Genomic DNA, 18065 nt, shown 5'->3' with positions numbered 1-18065 from the left:
ATTTCGTCCAGTCCCGGGGCCCCGCTCTTCCCGACCGTCAGGCCGGGAAGTCTCGACAGGGCAATCACGAGACCGTCCGCACGCTGCACGGCGATTAAACGCGAAGCGGCGGGCAAAGTGCCCGCCGCCTGAATCGTCATGCCCTGCGGGCACGTCGCGTTACTTGTTGTCCAGCGTCACGGTGATGAAGAAGGTTTCGCCATGGCGATTGACCTGCAGCATGACGGCTCCGCGTTCCTTTCCTTCCTTGCGGACGATGGAAACGAGCTCCTCGGCGCTGGTCACGGGCTTGAGGTTGGCCGACAGTATCACGTCGCCGGTACGGATGCCGGCTTCGGCCGCAGGACCGTCGCCCTTCACGCTCACGACGAGCAGACCCTTCACATCGGCGGAAAGCTGAAGCGCACGGGCATCCTCGGGAGTAAGAGGCTTGATGCTCACGCCGAGATCGCCGCCTTCACTCTGCTGACCGGGATTCTGCGCGGTCGTGCTGTGGGAGGAACGTTCGCCGAGCGTGACGGTGGTCTTCACTTCCTTGCCGTTGCGCAGCACCACGACGTCCACCTTGGTGTCGGGCTTGAGGGAGGCCACGCTTCTCGTGACGGCGGAGGCGCTGTCGATGTCGGTGCCGCCCACGCGTACAATCACGTCGCCCGCACGCAGACCGGCCTTGTCGGCAGGTTCGCCGTCAAGCACGGAGCCGATGAGCGCGCCCTTGGAGCTCTTGAGTCCCAGCGCCTTGGCCGTGTTTTCGTCCACGTCCTGAATGGTCACGCCGAGCCAGCCGCGGCTGACCTTCTTGCCTTCGCGCAGATCGTTGATGACCTTGGACGCGAGACTGCTGGGAATGGCGAAGCCTATGCCCTGACCGTTGGCGGAAATGGCGGTATTGATGCCTATGACCTCACCCGCCAGGGTGATGAGCGGGCCGCCGCTGTTGCCGGGGTTGATGGAAGCGTCGGTCTGCAGGAAGTTGTCAAAGGGACCGGCGTGAATGTCGCGGCCCTTGGCGCTCAGGATGCCGGCGGTCACGGTGTTGCTCAGACCGAAGGGATTGCCGATGGCCACCACCCAGTCGCCCACTTCCATGGCGTCGGAATCACCGAACTTGAGCACGGGCAGAGCGGTCTTGCTTTCAACCTTGAGCAGCGCAAGGTCGGTTTCCGCGTCGGTGCCCACCACCTTGGCGGCGAGACCGGCGGACTTGTCGCCGTTGAGCTTCACGGTGATCTTGTCGGCGCCTTCCACCACATGGTTGTTGGTGACGATGTAGCCGTCTGCGGAAATGATGAAGCCGGAACCGAGCGCGCTGCTCTTCTGCTTGGGAGCGGGCTGGCCGGGACGCATGCCGAAGGGACCGCCGAACTGTTCAAAGAACTGGTCCATGCCGGGGAAGCTGAACATGCCCATCACGGGGCTTTCCACTTCACGCTCGGTGCTGATGTTCACCACCGCGGGACCGGCGTTCTTGGCCAGAGGAACGAAATTTGGCAGCATGGGAGCCGCCGTGGCCGACGAGGCCAGGAACATGAAACCCGTGACGGCCAGCGCCGTTTTTTTAAGGATGCCGTTCATAAGAGAACTCCTTGTGCATTCGTATTTCAGGGGAGATGAGGCTCCTTGATTCGTTGTACTGCGCAGGAGCCTTTCATGCCATTGTAATTCCGAAAAAAGGCTTATTGCTGTGCCGTACCGCCGTTTCCGGCCGCTCCCCCGCCGCAGGAAGAGCAGTTGCCGTGACAGGGAGCGTTCCGGTTGAGCCTCTTGTCGTTCATCCAGGCCGGACGCGGCCCTATCTTGAAGGGAAACGCGCCCGTCTTGAGCGGACTGGGTGCGGAAACGAGCCGGGCCGTGTTCTGCGACCCGCACTTGGGGCAGGTTATGACGTCGTCGTCATCAAAAGCCAGCTCTTCAAAGGTGTGCCGGCAATCTCTGCATTCAAAATCGTACAGCGGCATGGTAAAACTCCTCGCGAGAAAAATGGAAGGCGGCAGGGCTCTCCCGCCTTCTCTCTGCTGCTAAATAAGCACCCTACACCAGCTGGCAAGGGTAATGCAAAAGGCCAAAAAGCGCTTTTCAATCGCTCCGGCAACATTTGGTAATGAATTTTTATAAATAAAAACAGTATATTATATATTTTCTTGTCAAAATTTCCCCGTCTGCTCCACCGTTTCAGCCAATTCTTGCATAGTGTTACAGCTCCTTCAGGGCTTCTCGCAGAAGGGCCCTTTTCCGAGGCCCTTTCCCGGTCGCCCGTGCCTATGCGGCACTCTCCGACGCTGCAATGCCGGGAAAGAACGGATGCCCGTGCACGCTTAGGTACGGAAAGGAGCCCAGCGGAGAAACGCCCGCGCACGCACGGGACGCCGCCGCGTCCCAGGGATCGCGCACCGACAGGAACTATCGCCCGGGAGCGTGGTGAAACAGGACGCCGGAGCCGGAAAGTTCAGCCTTGACGCCGCCGAAGGAAAAGCGACGGGGAAAGAGACGACGACGCCAGGCCCTCTCCATGTCTTCGAGCACATCCGCGCGGGCCTGACCACGAAGACCGCGCACCCCTTCCGCCATGGCGCGCAGTCTGCCCGCCTCGCCGAGCCCGTAAAGGGACGCGTCGGCAATGAAAAGGCCGTCTTCCGTCTTCTCCAGAGCGGCCCCCACCCTCTCGTCCCAATAGCGCTCATCCCTGCGCGCCGCACGCCACAGACGACGCACACAGTCAAAAAACGAAGGATTCTCCGCCAGCATAAGAGGCACGACGTCGAGGCGTACGCGGTTTCTCTTCCAGGCACGGCTTTTGTTGGAAGCGTCTTCCTGCCACTCAATGCCGAGTCTTTGAAGCATGGCCGTGCAGTCCTTTTTTTCCAGCATGAGCATGGGCCGCAGCACATGGCGGCCCGGCTCGTCCACCACGCCTCTCATGCCGCCGAGTCCCGGCCAGGCAGCCCCGCGGGAAAGGCGCATGAGCACGTCTTCCGCAAGATCCCCTGCGTGATGCGCCGTAAGCACCCATCGCGCGCCCGCCCTTGCCCGGCAGTCCTCCAGAAAGGCATACCGCACGCGTCGTCCCGCCTCTTCCACGCCGCAGTGCCACTCCTGCGCCTTCTCACCTACGTTCTCCCGCCGCACGAAAAACGGCACATCGAAGCGGCGGCAGAGTGCGGCTGCGGCCTCGGCCTCGGCCGCGCTCTGCTGCCGCAGACCGTGGTCAAGATGCGCGGCGAAAAGCGTAAGGTCAAAATGCTCGCGCAGCGCGCAGAAAAAAACGAGGAGCGCCGTGGAATCGGCTCCGCCGGAGAGCGCCGCAACGAGCTTTGCGCCCCGAAGATCCACCCCGAGCTCATCCCGGACAAAGCGTGCCACGGCAAGCGCCGTGCGCGCGTCTTCGGCGGCAAGATCTTTCAGGGAAAACATATCGTCCGGCATGAAGCCTCCTTTGCTCTGACGCGTTCATGGAAACAGGTTCACTATTCCGGCCCCAAAAACGTTTGTCAAACCGTCGAGTCCATGAAAAAAGGGCCCGAAGGCCCTTTTGCGGCACGTGCGGCCTCTTCTCCGTCGGCTCCGGGACTCTGCCTCTCCGGCAAGGCCCCCTCTCCGCCTTCAGCCTCCGATACGGTCGCTTCATGCGGAGTCGCCCGGCAGCGCCGCGCTACAGGTCGTGATGCAGCATGCGGAACTCGGCCATCTTTTCATATTTCGTGCCCGGGCGGCCGTAGTTGCAGTACGGATAGATGGAAATGCCGCCGCGGGGGGTGAATATGCCCGTCACCTCGATGTAGCGGGGATCCATGAGCGCTATGAGGTCCTTCATGATGACGTTCACGCAGTCCTCATGGAAATCTCCGTGGTTGCGGAAGCTGAACAGGTAGAGCTTGAGGCTCTTGCTTTCCACCATCTTCACGTCGGGGATGTACTCGATGCGTATCTCCGCAAAGTCCGGCTGTCCCGTGATGGGGCACAGACTCGTGAATTCCGGACAGTTGAAGCGCACCCAGTAATCGTGTTCGGCGTGACGGTTCTCAAACGTCTCCAGCACTTCCGGAGCATAGTCCTGCCGGTATTTCGTGGGAGAACCCAAGAGCGTGAGGTTGTCGTCCTTGCGGTCATGCATGGTTCATGTCTCCTGAGGGCGGAACGCCGCCCGCCTTTCTTTTCTTTTCAAGATAGCGCTCCAGGCCCTGACGACGCAGACGGCAGGAGGGGCATTCACCGCAGCCGTCCCCGGGAATGCCGTTGTAGCAGGTCACCGTGCGCGTGCGCACGAGCTCGAACACGCCGAGCCTGTCGGCCAGCTCCCAGGTCTGCGCCTTGTCGAGCCACATGAGCGGCGTATGAATGACGAACTGTTCGCCCATGGCAAGATTGAGCGTGACGTTCATGGAACGGATGAACGTGTCACGGCAGTCGGGATAGCCGGAAAAGTCCGTCTGGGAAACGCCGGTGACGATGTCGCGCATGCCCTGCTCTCTTGCGCATACGGCGGCCACGCCGAGAAAGAACATGTTGCGGCCCGGCACGAAGGTGTTGGGCCAGCCGCCTTCGGGCTTTTCCCTGTCCATGGTCATGGCCGGATCCGTGAGCGAGCTGCGGCCTATGCGGGAAATGAAGGTCACATCCTGCACATCCAGCGGAATCTTCGCCTCCTCGGCAATGGAACGGGCCATGTCCAGCTCGCGGCGGTGCTTCTGCCCGTAGAAAAAGCTCAGCGCCCTCACGTTTTCAAAGCGCTCGCGAGCCCAGAAAAGGCAGGTGGTGGAATCCTGTCCGCCGCTGAACACCACAAGAGCGCCGGCCATCAGGAGACCTCCCGTATTTTAAGGATGTTGTAGGAAATGCCTTCATCATACACGTCGGTCTCCTCCACGCGCTTGACATGGTCCACCACGCGTATGGTCACGGGCAGCACGATGATTTCATAAACCGTCTTGAGCGCGGTCTGGGCCAGCATCATGGGAAGCATGTCGGCAAAGGACATCATGCCGGCAAAGGCGCAGGGGAAGAATATGAGCGAGTCCACGCCTTCGCCCACCAGCGTGGAGGCGATGGCGCGAAGCGAGAAGTGACGCCCGCGGGAGGCCACCTTCATGCGGCTCATGACGTAGGCGTTGAGAAAGGAACCGGCCAGAAAGGCGAGAAAGCTCGCCGCAGCGATGCGCGGAGCCAGACCGAACATGTAGTTGAAATGCGCAGCTCCGTCCCAGAACGGCGCGGCAGGCAGAAACACGGCGATCTGCCCGAGTGCCGCCACGAGAAAGTTCATGGCAAAGCCCGTCCAGATGATGAAGCGCGCCCTGCGGAAGCCCCACACTTCGGCGATGCAGTCATTGATGATGTAGGAAACGGGGAAGACGATGACGGCCGCAGGAAGAGCAAGTGAGCCCAGCATGAAGATCTTGGCGGCCAGCAGATTGGAAATGATGAGGCAGGTACAGAAAACGATGCCGAGCAACATGAACGTTGCCGAAAAGGAATGTTGTTTCATAGCTTGTTTTTTACGTGGTTCTCAAGCACACGGCTCAGGTTGAACATTCGGGGCCGAAAAAAAACGAAAACGGGCGGCAGACCTCCTTGACTGAAAAAACGTTCGCAGGGCGACTATGCATCAAACCGCCACGCATGGCAAATGCTTTCGCCCGCAGAAAAACGGGGGCAAGGCATGCATAACCGATGATTTTTTCTACAAAAGAGTCATATTTCCTCTCCCGCTTTCCGAAGAAGCCCCGCCTTGACAGAAGGATTCTTTCATGGAAAAGAAGTCTGGCGTCCCTGATTTTCCGATTTTGTAAAAGATGGAACGCCGACGTACCGGACACCTGCGGAGCATGAAGGACCGGTCTCCCTGCCACTCATTCCGCCGTCTCATCCGACGGCACGCATATTTTCCGGAGGAGAATCCATGAAAACCCGCATCAGCCTGCCCGTGCAGATGGCCATAGGCATGGCCCTCGGCATAGTCGCCGGTCTCGCCGCCCCTTCCATGGGCTTCGACACGGCATGGTTCAAGCCCATTGGTCAGCTCTTCATCAACCTCATCCGCATGGTCGTCGTACCGCTCGTTCTGGCCACCATCGTGGCCGGCGCCGCCAGCGTGGGTGATCTCAGCAAGCTCGGCCGTCTGGCCACCAAAACCCTCATCTACTATTTCTGCACCACCGCCGTGGCCGTGTTCATCGGTCTTCTGTTCGCCAACATCCTCAATCCCGGCGAGGGTCTGAATCTCTCCACCGAAGGCCTCAAGGCGCAGGCCGTGCAGGCGCCGAGAATGGTGGACGTGTTCCTCGACATCGTGCCTTTGAACCCCATCGACGCCATGAGCAAGGGCAACATGCTGCAGGTCATCTTCTTTGCCATGATCTTCGGCTTCGGCCTGAGTGCCGTGGGCGAAAAGGGCAAGACCGTGCTTTCCTTCTTTGAAGGCTGCGCCGAGGTCATGATCAAGGTGACCAACATGGTCATGGTCTACGCGCCCTTCGGCGTGTTCGGCCTCATCGCCTTCACCGTGGCCAGCCACGGCGCGGCCGTGCTGCTGCCGCTCATCAAGGTCATCGGCGTCATGTACGTGGCCTGCGTATGCCACGTCTTCGTGTGCTACCTGCCTCTCGTGAAGGCCTGCGGCCTCAGCATCCCCCTGTTCTTCAAGATGCTGGCCGCCCCCATGATCATTTCCTTCACCACCTGCTCGAGCGCCGCCGCCCTCTCCACCAACCTCATTCAGGTGCAGAAGCTCGGCGCCTCCAAGCCCGTGGCCTCCTTCTCCATCCCGCTCGGCAACACCATCAACATGGACGGCACCGCCGTCTACATGGGCGTGGTGGCCATCTTCGTGGCCGAGCTCTACGGCATTCCCATGCCCTTCGACAAGCAGTTCGAGATCATTCTCGTGGGCGTTCTCGCCTCCATCGGTACCGTGGGCGTGCCCGGAGCCGGTCTTCTCATGAGCTCCATCGTGTTCACCCAGGTGGGCATTCCTCTTGAAGGCATCGCCATCATCGCAGGCATCGACCGCGTGATGGACATGGCCCGCACCTCCGTGAACGTGCTCGGCGACGCCACCGGCGCCATCGTGGTTTCCCGCTGGGAAGGCGAATTCAGCCCCGAGGCGGGCGCTCGCTTTGCCGAGGAAGAAGGCGACTAGAGCTCGTCCAGGGTTCCGTCTTTGAAGGGGCCGCCGCAGGGCGGCCCTTTTTTTGCGACGTCTCTTCCCCGGCAAGGACGCTTCGCATTCCGCGTCCTCTCCCCGTACGCATCGGATGCGGTCTTTCATTCCTTCTTGCCATCCCCTTTTCTTGCCGGTACAACCAGAAGCCGGAGGAAACATCATGATAGCCAAGGCCCGCGCCGATCAGCTCGTTTTTGAACAGGGACTCGCCGAAAGCAAGGAGCAGGCCCGCCGTCTCATCATGGCGGGCAAGGTGGCGCTTGCACCCGACGAGGAGCACCCCGAAAGAGCGCCGGAGCTCGTGCAGAAGCCCGGCCATCCCTACAAGATCACCACGCAGTTCCAGCTTGTGGGCGTGGAACGCTTCGTAAGCCGCGGGGCGTACAAACTGCTCACCGCGCTCGAACGCTACCACATCGACGTGAAGGGCTTTGTCTGTCTCGACGCGGGCGCTTCCACCGGCGGCTTCACCGACTGCCTCCTGCAGTACGGGGCAAGCCGCGTCTATGCCGTGGACGTGGGGCACGCCCAGCTCCATGAACGCCTGCGCGCCGATCCCCGCGTCATTTCCCGCGAAGGCGTGAACCTGCGTACCGCGCCGCCCGACACCGTGCCCGAATCCGTGGACATGATCGTGGCCGACGTGTCGTTCATCTCGCTCACCATGGTGCTGCCGCACTGCCTGCGCTGGCTCAAGGACGGCGGCATAGCCGTGGGTCTCATCAAGCCTCAGTTCGAGGTGGGCCCGGGGCAGACCGTGAAGGGCGTGGTGCGCGACGAGGCCGTGCGTCAGGACGCCGTGGACAGAGTGCTCGCCTTCATGGAACAGGAGGGACTGCAGTGCCTCGGCGTGACGCCCGCAGCCATCAAGGGGCCCAAGGGCAATCAGGAATTTCTGGCCTACTGGCGCAAGAGCGAAAAGGCGACGCCTCAACCGTAACGCTGAACAACGGGAGGACACTCATGTCCGATCTTTCCATGCTGAATCCCGGACGCATTCTCGTCTGTCAGCAGCGGCAGATAGGCGACGTTCTGCTGTCCACGCCGGTATTCGAGCTTCTCAAAAAACGTTTTCCCGAGGCTGAGCTCCATCTTTTCACCGAAAAGAAATGCGAACCTCTGCTGCGCCACAATCCCTTCATCGATGAGTTCCACCTCATCGACAGGAAGGACGGATTCTTCCGCCAGCTGGCCTTCTACCGCAAAGTGGCCGCCTGCCGTTTCGACGTGGTCATTGATCTGCAGCAACTGCCCCGCTGCCGCATGATGTCGCTCATGAGCCGCGCCCCCGTGCGTCTGTCCTTCCCGGCCTCCGTGCTTTCCGGTCTCATCTACAACCGCCTCGTCACGCCGAAGGACGGCTACGCCTCGGAAACCAAGGCGTCTCTGCTCGCGCCTTTCGGCATTCTCTGGCATAAGGAAGGTCCGCGCATCTTTCTCACGGACGAGGAGCGCTCGCAGGCCGGCGCCGTCCTTGCCGGCTGCGGCCTGCGGCCGGGCGACCGGCTCATCGCCATCGACTCCACCCACCGCCGCTCCTCCAAACGCTGGCCCGCCGAGCGCTTCGCACGCCTCATGTCCCTTTTGAAGAAAGAGGACGCATCCTTCCGCTTTCTGCTTCTTCGAGGCCCCGGCGAAGAGGCCGACATAGCGGCGCTGCGCGCCCTGTGCCTCGGCCTCGGCATGAAGCCCGAAGACCTTCTGGCGCCCGAGCCTCTGCCGGACATCCGTCTTTCGGCCGCGTGTCTCAACGTCGCGGAGCTGCTCATAGGCAACTGCTCCTCTCCCCGGCACATGGCCGCCGCTCTCGGCGTGCCGAGTCTGGTCATTCCCGGGGCCTCGGGCACGGCCTGGAAATTTCCCTCTCCTCTGCACAGGGAACTGCGCCCGAACCTGCCCTGCCAGCCCTGCTCGAAAACGGAATGCGCCGATCCGCAGTGCCTGCTCAGGGTTTCACCTGAAGAGGCGCTCAAAGCTGCGCTGGAGCTTCTGCAAGAATGCCGCCGGAACTAGCTGCGGTGCAATCCTCTTACGAAATGCCGTAAAAGAAGGCCGGAATCTCCAGAGAAATTCCGGCCTTCCGCTGTTCTGAAAGAGCAGATCTCACGGCTGCGCCGACGCGGTCTCCGGTGCAGGTTCGGAAGATGCCGGCACGGCGGACGTCGCCGGAGCAGAAAAAGCGGAAGACGACGGGACCGCCGCGGATTCAGAGGACGCCGCCTCGGGCGAGGACGTTCCGGCCCCGGCCATTGCGGAAGAAGCCTCCCCGGATGCCTCAGAAGAGGCCTTTGCCTCCGTCGCAGTCTCGGAAGACGACGCAGAAGACATGGCCGGAGCAGAAGACACGGGAGACGACGGGACCGCAGAGGCGGCGGAAGAATTCGCAGATGTCGCCGGAACAGACGCGGAAGGCTCGGCAGCGTCATCTTCTGAAGACGCGGGAGAAGCGGAAGACGTGCCGCCCTCCGAAGAAGCCGGACGCTGCGCGGGATTCTCTTTGGAAAGGCCCGAGTGCGAAGGGGAAAAGTTCAGGGAACCGGAAACTTCCGGGAATACTCCGCCCGAAGTCTTCGAGGACGGAGTTCCTCCGCCCGAAGACGACGGGGACGAAACGGATCCCTGCTTCTGCTGCACGGCGGCAGAGGCAGGAGAAGAAGGCCGTCCCGCCGCATAAACGTCGCTCTTCGCTCCGGAAGCCCCCTGTCCCGCGCCCGGAGCGATCGTCCGTTCCTCCTTCGAAAGCGCTGCAGCCGGAGCGGAGGAAGCGTTCTGCCGACTTTCGGCGCGACGGTGAAGAATCTCGTCCGCCCGGTCATGCATCTGTTCGGCCATGCGTCGACACACGTCCGCAGCCGCCTTCACGGTTTCCACGGAACTGTTCCTGCGGCTCAGCCACTCCCCGAGAAAAAGCAGCTCGGAAGAAGAAAGGGTCTTGCCTTCCGCCTTGCGCTGAATGGCGTAGGCCATGTCGTTTCTGGCCCGCTCCTGCCTTTCGGCGTACATGCCGGCCACGCGGGTGCTCTCCGCCATGCGGCGGCTCTGTATGGCAACCTCGTCCCTGTCGCCGCTTTCTCTGGCCAGAGAAAGGGCCATGTACGCCCTGGCAAAGTTGTCGTTGGCCTCCGCCTCATGCGCGGCTTCACGGCGTATGGCTCCGGAAAGCGCGGGAAGATCCACCGAGGACGCGGCATCCAGAGAAACGGCGAGACGCCGGAATCTGTCGGCATACACGTCGAACATGTCCGCAACCTGTGCGTCGGAAAGCGGCTGCCTGCGGCTCTCGCGGGCGACGCGCTCCATTTCTTCCAGAAACGACGGCGCATACATCTGATAGAGCACTTCCAGCATGCCGGGCGTGAACGCATAGTTCAGAATGGAGGAACGACTTTTCAGAGGGTCGCGCTCCACGCTGCGCAGCGTGCCGGAGTTGCTGTAGCGGAAATTTGCCTGAATGAGCGTGACGGACGTGCGTCCGCTGCGCCCTTCATGATGAGAAGGCACATAGCCGGACGCCAGCCATGCGGCCATGTCGCTCACGAAACGGGGCGTAACCACGGAATCCCGCCGCCCGGCATCGGGCAAGGGCGGACGGTCTTCCACGGGGCCGGACGCGCTGTCGCCGTCTTCTTCGGCGGTTGCCGGCTGCGCCATGGCCCTGTCCACCCTGGCAAGAAGCTCGGCCTGAGGGTCAAGAGGCTCGGGACGCGGCTCGTCGTTCAGAGAAGCCGTCACCTCATGCGCCGTATTCTCTTTCTGTGCGGACGTATCCTTGCCGTCGCCGTCCTCTTTCGAGGCCGTCGGGGTCGGAGCGCCGTTGCCCGCATCCGCGCCCGTCATGTTCCGCACCACGTTTCTGGCTTCGTCCACGACAGGAATCCTGCCTTCCGGCACAAGGAACCACGCGGCTCCCCCCAGACAGCACAGAACAAGAACGCACGCGGTGACGTTGCGAAAAGTACGGGAAGAATAGGCCATGAGCGGAACACTCCGTCTTGCCCGGGACGGCCCGGGCATCTGTGAAGATTGCAGTTTTACACTTCCTCCGTTTTAGCGTATTCCTCTGAGTCTGTGAAGTGCGCTTTCAGCGCATTCCCCTCCCATCGCAACCCCGAACATCGCCATTTTTCACGAGGTCTCCCCATGAAGTGCCGCCGCTGCCATGCACGCGCCGTCGTCTCCCTGCCCAGCCACAACACCGCCTTCTGTCCCGACTGCTTTCTGGACTTCTTTTCAAAACAGGTCGACAGAGGCATCCGGGAACAGGGACTCATGACCAGAAAGGACCGTGTGCTCGTGGCTCTTTCCGGCGGCAAGGATTCGCTCGCCCTCATGCTCGAGCTCGGCCGTCAGGGCTACGACGTCACGGCCCTGCACATCGACCTCGGCATTCCCGAGTCCTCGCCCGCCGCTCGTGCCGTGGTGGAACGGTTCTGCAGAAAGTACGACTTTCCGCTCATCATCCGCGAGATGGCGGCCGAAGGTCTGGCCATTCCCGAAGTGAAGGCCGCCCTTCGCAGACCCGTCTGTTCCGCCTGCGGCAAGATCAAGCGCTACTACTTCAACCAGACCGCTCGCGAAGGCGGCTTCAACGTGCTTGCCACGGGCCACAATCTTGATGACGAAGTGGCAAGACTCACCAGCAACACGCTGCGCTGGGACCGGGCATATCTCAGCGATCAGGGGCCGCTGCTCGAGGACTCCGACGGATTCACGCGCAAGGTCAAGCCGTTCTGGCGTCTCACGGAATTTGAAACGGCCAATTACGCCTTTCTCATGGGCATAGAAAACCATTACGCTCCCTGCCCCTACAGCGAGGGCGCAAGCTTTTCCACCCTGAAAAGCCTGTGGATAGACCTTGAGGAAAAAATGCCCGGCCGCAAGATGGACTTCTACCACGGCTTTCTGGAACGCGGAAAGCCGGCCTTCCGGCAGCAGGAAGTCGAACGGGGAGAAAAGCTTTCGCCCTGCGCGCGCTGCGGCTACCCCACCTCCACGGAAATTTGCGGCGTGTGCCGCATACGGGAAGCGCTCGCCCAGAAATAAACGCAGACGTTCTGAAAGAAAACGAAACTTGTCTTTTCCTGCAAAATGTCTATTCTGTAAGTGATAAGACGGAATTAGCCGTCTTTCCCCGTCGCTTCCGCGACGGAATGCCGGATTGCCTCAGCCTGACCGCAGGCGACGTCCGGCACAGGATTTGCGTCATGCTGCATGACAAGCGCATTCTGCACACAAAAGCCAAGGAGACAACCATGAAGCTCAGGCTTCTTGCCGTCGCAATGATGGTGGCGCTCTCCGGCTGCGCCTACGATCCCTACGGCCCCGATGTGGCCGGCAGCGTGGCCGTCGGTTCCGGCGGCGTGTACGGCGGCAGCGTCAGCGTCGGCACAGGCGTCTACAGTTCGCCCGGCTACTACGGCACGTCTCTCGTCTTTCCCGTTCTTCCTCCCCCCGTTCTCGTAACCCCGCCTCCGCCGAGGCCTCACCACATCGCGCCGCCCCCGCCGCCGCGCCTTCCTCCCGCTCCGGGGCTGGTCAGGCCCGATCACAGGCCGCCGCCTCCCGGCGTGCGTCCTCCGGGTATAAGACCTCCGGGTATCAAACCTCCGGCCATGCGGCCCGGCGTTCCGGGCGGTCCGAGACCTCCGCTCGTCGCCCCGGGAAGACCCGGCGCTCCCCGTCCGCCCATGATGAAGCCGGGCGCAGGCGGTGTGCCGAAGCCTCCCGTGATGCGTCCCGGCTCATCCCCCCGGCCTCCTCGTCCCTCCATGATCCGTCCGGCCGGAAGCACCCCGCGCCCGCCGGCGCTCCGGCCTTCCGGCGCGAGACCAAGACCGCCGGTCATGCGTCCTTCAGGAGGAGCTTCCCGACCTTCCATCGGAAGACCTTCAGGAGCCCGCCCCGGATTGCCGCGCCCGGGAGGACCACGCCGCTAGCAATCCGCTCCGTGGCGGTCCGCTCCGCCCGGAATGAGCCGTTCCCCAACGATTCCAACAACGCGCAGTCATGCCCATTCAACGCGAAACGCCCGTCGTCTTTGAAACGGCGGGCGTTTTGCGTCCCTTGAAAAACGTCGGTGAAAGACTGCTCGGAACGAGTAAAACGACATGGAACCTCATCTTCGAAGCTCCCTGCGCACGCACTGCCCCGCGCCAGACTTTCGGCGAAATTCCGAACGCCTACTTGTGGAAAAAGAACTTCATGCACCAGCAGAATACCGGCACCATCAGAATCACGATGTAAAGACGCGTCATCTGGAAGGCCATGATCTTGGGAAGATGCTCATTGGCGTCGGCAAGACCGATGACCGCATTGAGCCCGCCCGGAGACGTGGCAAGAATGGAGCCGATCACGTCGATGTCGGTCATGTGACGCACCACGAAGGCCGAGCCGAGCCCCGCCGCAAGCAGGATGAAGGTGCTCAGAAGCATCACGGGAATCTGATCCTTCATGCTTGCGAGCAGATCCAGAGAAAGCATGGACCCCACGCATATGCCGATGCCGAGCTGCGCCACGTTGTAGAAGAGTGAAGGCATCTGAATGTCGGCAAGACCGAGCAGCTTCACGGCCATGCTGCCGACCACGGCTCCGAGCATGCAGCCGCCGGGGATGTTCAAGTACTTGAAAAGACAACCAACCACCGTACCGCTCACGACAAGCATAACAATCTGATGACTCATGACCAACCTCACCGTTTAGTGGGGCGAGCATAACGTGAACGGCTCCGTCTTGCAAACGACGCGCACGTCGCCGTGCCCCGGCAAGGCAGGAAAAGCCCCATGCTTTTGCCCCCCTCTCCGACAGAACGGTGCCGTTCCATCGCCGGTCAGCCCTCAGCCTCCGAGACGCCCTTCCATTCCTCCGCCTTTCCGTCCCGGCCTCCGCTCGGAACCGGAAAAAACGATGAAGGCGTGTTCCTTTTGTCTTCTCTCTTTACGAACCCGGCTTTTTTCCCTACATATAGCCGATAGTTTACGCAGAGCATAAGGTCATGGACCACAGAATACGATCTTTTCCGGCAACCATTGCTCATACCGCCCAACAAGGAGGCTTTGCCCTATGCCGCAGCTGATTTACGGAGTCTGGGACAATGTCGTGTACGACAACCGCGGCTCCGCGGCTCCCACCGCTCCCGAGGACCTGCCGCTGGATCTTTTCGACCAGTTCAATGAGGGAAATCCCACGGAAATCTTCCTCAGCAACCGGGGCTTTCTGGTTTTTTCCCGCACGGCAAGTCTTGTCTGGGCGCTGTGGAAACACCATCAGCGCCTTGCCGCCGAATCCTGCGGCAAATGTTCCCCCTGCCGCTCCGGCTCTCCCATCCTCGCCCAGGAGCTGGAAAAGGCCTGCCGCGGAGAACTCGTGCACTGGGAAGAGGTGCGCGACATCACCGAGCAGATGCATGAGACCTCCCTTTGCGGCGTAGGACGCACGGGCACCACGCCTCTGCTCGACGCCCTTTCTCATTTTCCCGACGAGCTGCGCCCCTTCCCCTTCCACGGCGACGCCGGCTTCTATTCCGTGACCACCAGCCCCTGCATCGAGGCCTGCCCCAGTCACGTGAACGTCCCCCGCTACATCGACTACCTGCAGGACGGCCACAACGATCTTGCCGCAGGCGTGGTGCTCAATCACTACCCGCTTGCCGGAAGCTGCGGCCGCGTATGCGTGCGCTACTGTGAAAAGGCCTGCCGCCGCGGTCAGGTGGACGCTCCCGTGGACATCAAGAACCTGAAGCGCTTTGCCGCCGACGAAACCATCGTGCCCGGCATTCTCAAGCCGGAACCCTGCCCCACCACGAAAAACAAGCGTGTGGCCGTCATCGGCGCCGGACCCGTGGGCGTGACGTGCGCCTATCAGCTTCTGGAAACGGGATATCCCGTGGACATCTATGAGGCCCACGACAAGGCCGGAGGCATGGTGCGCTACGGCATTCCCTTCTACCGCCTTCCCAAGAACGTGCTCATGCAGGAAAACGAACTCGTCAAGGACATGGGCGGCATGTTCTTCTTCAATCAGAAGCTCGGCCGCGACTTCCACATCGACGATCTGTTCAGGCGCGGCTACAAAGCCGTGTTCATCGCCACGGGCTGTCCCCTCGGCGGATACCTCGGCATGGAAGGCGAAGACACGAGCATTCCCGAATATGAAAACGGCATAGAGTTTCTGGAAAAGGTGCACGACGCCCTTGAAGCCGGCGTCACGCCCGAACTGGAGGGCGACGTGGTGGTCGTGGGCGGCGGCAACGTGGCCATGGACTGCTGCCGCTCCGCCGTCCGCATGACGAAGGGCAAGGTGCATCTCGTCTACCGCCGTACCGAGTCCGACGCTCCGGCCGACCGCGAAGAAATCGTGGAAGCCGGCCGCGAAGGCGTGGAGTTCCACTTTCTTTCCGGTCAGCACTCTCTCGTGGTGGAAAACGGAAAGATCAAGGGACTGCGCTGCGTGAAGATGCAGCAGACCGAACCCGATGAAAGCGGCCGACGCGGCGTGAAGCCCATCCCGGATTCGGAATTCGTCATCCCCTGCGACTACGTCATCGCCGCCATCGGCCAGAAAAGCGATCCCTCCATGCTCACCGAAGCCGACGGCATCGCTCTCGACCGCAAAAGCTGCATCGTCGTGGACGAATATCAGGCCACCTCGCGCCCCGGCGTGTTCGCCGGCGGCGACGGCACCACCGGGCCGCGCACCAAGGGGCCGAGCGTGCTCATTCACGGCATGGCGCAGGGCTCCATCGGCGCGCAGGCCATCGCGAGCTACCTCGAATACGACAGACCGCCGTTCCTTGCTCGCGAGCGCATAAGCCAGCTCATCCGTCAGGCCGGACTCTTCGGAGACGATCCTGTCTGCGGTCAGGAAAAGAAGCCCCGCGTGCGGCTGAACGAGCTCACTCCCGCCGAACGCGACCACAACTTCAAGGAAGTGGAACTCGGCATGTCTCAGGAAGAAGCCTGGCAGGAAGCGAAGCGCTGCATGCGCTGTTACCGCATTCTGTCCGTGGTTACCCGCTCCCCCATCCCCGGTTTCAAAGCTTAGTTTATGAGAGAACCCGCCATGAACGCATCCATCAACGGACGTGAATACACTTTCGAGCCGGGAGAAACCATCCTTCAGGTGGCCCGGCGCAACGGCATCTTCATTCCCACCCTCTGCCACTTTCAGCCTCTCGACCACAAGCCCGGCACCTGCCGCGTCTGTCTTGCCGAAGTGACCGACAAACACGGCCGCACCGAAACGGTCACCACCTGCAACACGCCCATGGAAGAAGGCATGCGGGTGAACACCATGTCCCCCCGCGTGCGCAGGATGCAGCGCCTTCAGGTCGAGCTCGTGTTCGCCGATCATGATCAGGATTGCGCGGCCTGTGCCCGTCACGGCGACTGCGAACTTCAGGATCTCGCCGAATACGTGGGACTTTCCACCAACCGCTTCGCCCCGCGCCTTCCGCACGAACGTCCCCTCGACAACACCATGCACGGCATGGTGCGCGACATGAGCAAGTGCATACGCTGCCTGCGCTGCGTGGAGGTATGCCGCAAGGTTCAGGGCGTGGCCGCCCTTACCGTGGACGGCACGGGCACGGGCACGCACATAGGCGTGGGCATGGCCCCCAGTCAGAACACCTCCGCCTGCATCCAGTGCGGCCAGTGCACGCTGGTATGTCCCACCGGCGCTCTGGCCGAGCGCGATGAAAACGACGAGGTTCTCGACTACCTCGCCAACCCCGAACTGACCACGGTGTTCGCCTTCGCGCCTTCGGTACGCGTGGTCATGGGTGAGGAATTCGGCCTTGCTCCCGGCGAAAACGTGGAAGGCAGAATCGTGGCCGCCCTGCGCCGCCTCGGCGCGGACATCGTCATCGACACCGATTTCGCCGCCGACGTGGTCATCATGGAAGAAGGCACGGAACTGCTCGGCCGCATCAGAAACGGCGGCAGACTTCCCATGTTCACGTCCTGCTGCCCCGGCTGGATAAACTATGCCGAAAAGCACTGCCCGGAAGTTCTGCCCTACGTGTCCTCCACGCGCTCCCCGCAGGCCGTGTCCAGCTCGCTCGTCAAGAGCTACCTTGTGGAAAAGACCGGCATTTCTCCTCGAAAAATACGCAACATCTCCATCATGCCCTGCACGGCCAAGAAAGATGAGGCCGCCCGCGCCCAGCTCTATGTCGGCAGTCATCCCGACACCGACGTGGTCATCACCGTGCGCGAGCTCGCCCGCCTGCTCCGCCGCAGCGGCATAGACCTCGCCCGTCTGGAACCCGAGCCTTTCGACAATCCCTACATGAGCGATTCCACCGGCGCGGCCGTCATCTTCGGCACCACCGGCGGCGTCATGGAAGCGGCGGTGCGCACCGTGTACGCCGTGCTCAACCACAGGGAACTGCCCGGAGTCAACGTCATGCCCGTGCGCGGCATGGATGGCCTGCGCGAGGCCGACGTGGATCTCGGCAAGGAACACGGCGTCATCAAGGTGGCCGTGGTGCACGGACTCGCCAATGCCCGCAAGCTCGCGGAACAGGCCGTGGCCGGCACCTCGCCCTACACCTTCATTGAAGTCATGGCCTGTCCCGGAGGCTGCGTGGCCGGCGGCGGCACCTGCCGCATCAAGAAGGACTACCAGCCTCACGCAGGAGAACGGCAGAGGGGGCTTTACGCCATCGACAGCCACATGCCCCGCCGTCAGTCCCACAACAATCCGCAGGTCATCAAGCTGTACGACGAGTACCTCGGCGAGCCCAATTCCCACAAGGCGCACGAACTGCTGCACACCCACTACACCGACCGCAGCAAGGTGCAGACCGAAAGCATTTCCGCAACCAAGAAGAAGCTCACGCTCACCGATCAGTCGGCCTGAACGGCCGCCTTCTGCGCATGAAAAAGGGCCGCCCTTTCCGGGGCGG

15 protein-coding genes are annotated in these 18065 nt (G+C 61.9%); 7 read left to right on the top strand and 8 right to left on the bottom strand.

Going from position 1 to position 18065, the window contains the following annotated elements:
• Window positions 1–159: 159 nt before the first annotated feature.
• The 6 genes from QZZ60_RS03250 to QZZ60_RS03225 form a co-directional block, all read right to left on the bottom strand.
• Window positions 160–1575, bottom strand: coding sequence for a DegQ family serine endoprotease (locus QZZ60_RS03250; RefSeq protein ID WP_295637736.1), 1416 nt, complete (start codon window positions 1573–1575; stop codon window positions 160–162).
• A 101-nt stretch (window positions 1576–1676) separates the two neighbouring features.
• Entirely contained in the window at window positions 1677–1958 is a 282-nt protein-coding gene (locus tag QZZ60_RS03245; protein WP_295637734.1) for a zinc ribbon domain-containing protein, read from the bottom strand.
• Between the two features lie 442 nt (window positions 1959–2400).
• Complete coding sequence (tilS, locus tag QZZ60_RS03240; protein ID WP_295637731.1) at window positions 2401–3423, bottom strand: tRNA lysidine(34) synthetase TilS; 1023 nt, start codon at window positions 3421–3423, stop codon at window positions 2401–2403.
• 226 nt (window positions 3424–3649) lie between these two features.
• Window positions 3650–4111: a preQ(1) synthase gene (gene queF, locus QZZ60_RS03235; RefSeq protein WP_294445693.1), complete on the bottom strand. Its 462-nt coding sequence runs from the start codon at window positions 4109–4111 to the stop codon at window positions 3650–3652.
• Entirely contained in the window at window positions 4104–4796 is a 693-nt protein-coding gene (gene queC, locus QZZ60_RS03230; RefSeq protein ID WP_295637728.1) for a 7-cyano-7-deazaguanine synthase QueC, read from the bottom strand. The genes queF and queC overlap by 8 nt, the downstream gene beginning before the upstream one ends.
• A complete protein-coding gene (locus tag QZZ60_RS03225) occupies window positions 4796–5452 on the bottom strand; it encodes a queuosine precursor transporter (protein WP_295637725.1) in 657 nt (218 codons plus the stop codon). Before QZZ60_RS03225 ends, queC begins: the two co-directional genes overlap by 1 nt.
• 444 nt (window positions 5453–5896) lie before the next feature.
• Between QZZ60_RS03225 and QZZ60_RS03220 the strand changes: the two genes are divergently transcribed.
• From QZZ60_RS03220 to QZZ60_RS03210, 3 genes are all read left to right on the top strand, one after another.
• Window positions 5897–7135 carry a dicarboxylate/amino acid:cation symporter gene (locus QZZ60_RS03220; protein WP_295637724.1) on the top strand — a complete coding sequence of 413 codons (1239 nt, stop codon included), beginning with the start codon at window positions 5897–5899 and terminating at the stop codon, window positions 7133–7135.
• A 184-nt stretch (window positions 7136–7319) separates the two neighbouring features.
• On the top strand, window positions 7320–8099 hold the full coding sequence (locus QZZ60_RS03215) for a TlyA family RNA methyltransferase (protein ID WP_295637722.1): 780 nt from the start codon (window positions 7320–7322) through the stop codon (window positions 8097–8099).
• Window positions 8100–8122: 23 nt separating this feature from the next.
• Complete coding sequence (locus QZZ60_RS03210) at window positions 8123–9172, top strand: glycosyltransferase family 9 protein (protein ID WP_295637719.1); 1050 nt, start codon at window positions 8123–8125, stop codon at window positions 9170–9172.
• Window positions 9173–9262: 90 nt separating this feature from the next.
• On the opposite strand, the gene QZZ60_RS03205 is transcribed toward QZZ60_RS03210, so the two are convergent.
• A complete protein-coding gene (locus tag QZZ60_RS03205; RefSeq protein WP_295637716.1) occupies window positions 9263–11134 on the bottom strand; it encodes a hypothetical protein in 1872 nt (623 codons plus the stop codon).
• Window positions 11135–11299: 165 nt separating this feature from the next.
• Here QZZ60_RS03205 and QZZ60_RS03200 point away from each other — a divergent pair, with 165 nt between their 5' ends.
• Together QZZ60_RS03200 and QZZ60_RS03195 are read left to right on the top strand one after the other, a co-directional pair.
• Complete coding sequence (locus tag QZZ60_RS03200; protein WP_295637713.1) at window positions 11300–12202, top strand: TIGR00269 family protein; 903 nt, start codon at window positions 11300–11302, stop codon at window positions 12200–12202.
• Between the two features lie 161 nt (window positions 12203–12363).
• Window positions 12364–13095 (top strand): hypothetical protein, encoded by a 732-nt coding sequence (locus QZZ60_RS03195; RefSeq protein WP_295637710.1) that lies wholly within the window; start codon window positions 12364–12366, stop codon window positions 13093–13095.
• A 243-nt stretch (window positions 13096–13338) separates the two neighbouring features.
• Here the strand turns inward: QZZ60_RS03195 and QZZ60_RS03190 are convergent, their stop codons facing one another.
• On the bottom strand, window positions 13339–13839 hold the full coding sequence (locus QZZ60_RS03190) for an AbrB family transcriptional regulator (RefSeq protein ID WP_295637707.1): 501 nt from the start codon (window positions 13837–13839) through the stop codon (window positions 13339–13341).
• A 379-nt stretch (window positions 13840–14218) separates the two neighbouring features.
• Here QZZ60_RS03190 and QZZ60_RS03185 point away from each other — a divergent pair, with 379 nt between their 5' ends.
• Window positions 14219–16198 carry an FAD-dependent oxidoreductase gene (locus tag QZZ60_RS03185; protein ID WP_295637704.1) on the top strand — a complete coding sequence of 660 codons (1980 nt, stop codon included), beginning with the start codon at window positions 14219–14221 and terminating at the stop codon, window positions 16196–16198.
• 18 nt (window positions 16199–16216) lie between these two features.
• Entirely contained in the window at window positions 16217–18019 is a 1803-nt protein-coding gene (locus QZZ60_RS03180) for a [FeFe] hydrogenase, group A (RefSeq protein WP_295637701.1), read from the top strand.
• Window positions 18020–18065: the final 46 nt, after the last annotated feature.

This window comes from uncultured Mailhella sp. (genome assembly GCF_905187505.1).
Classification (GTDB): Bacteria; Desulfobacterota; Desulfovibrionia; order Desulfovibrionales; family Desulfovibrionaceae; genus Mailhella.
This window is presented reverse-complemented; position numbering and strand designations above follow the sequence as displayed.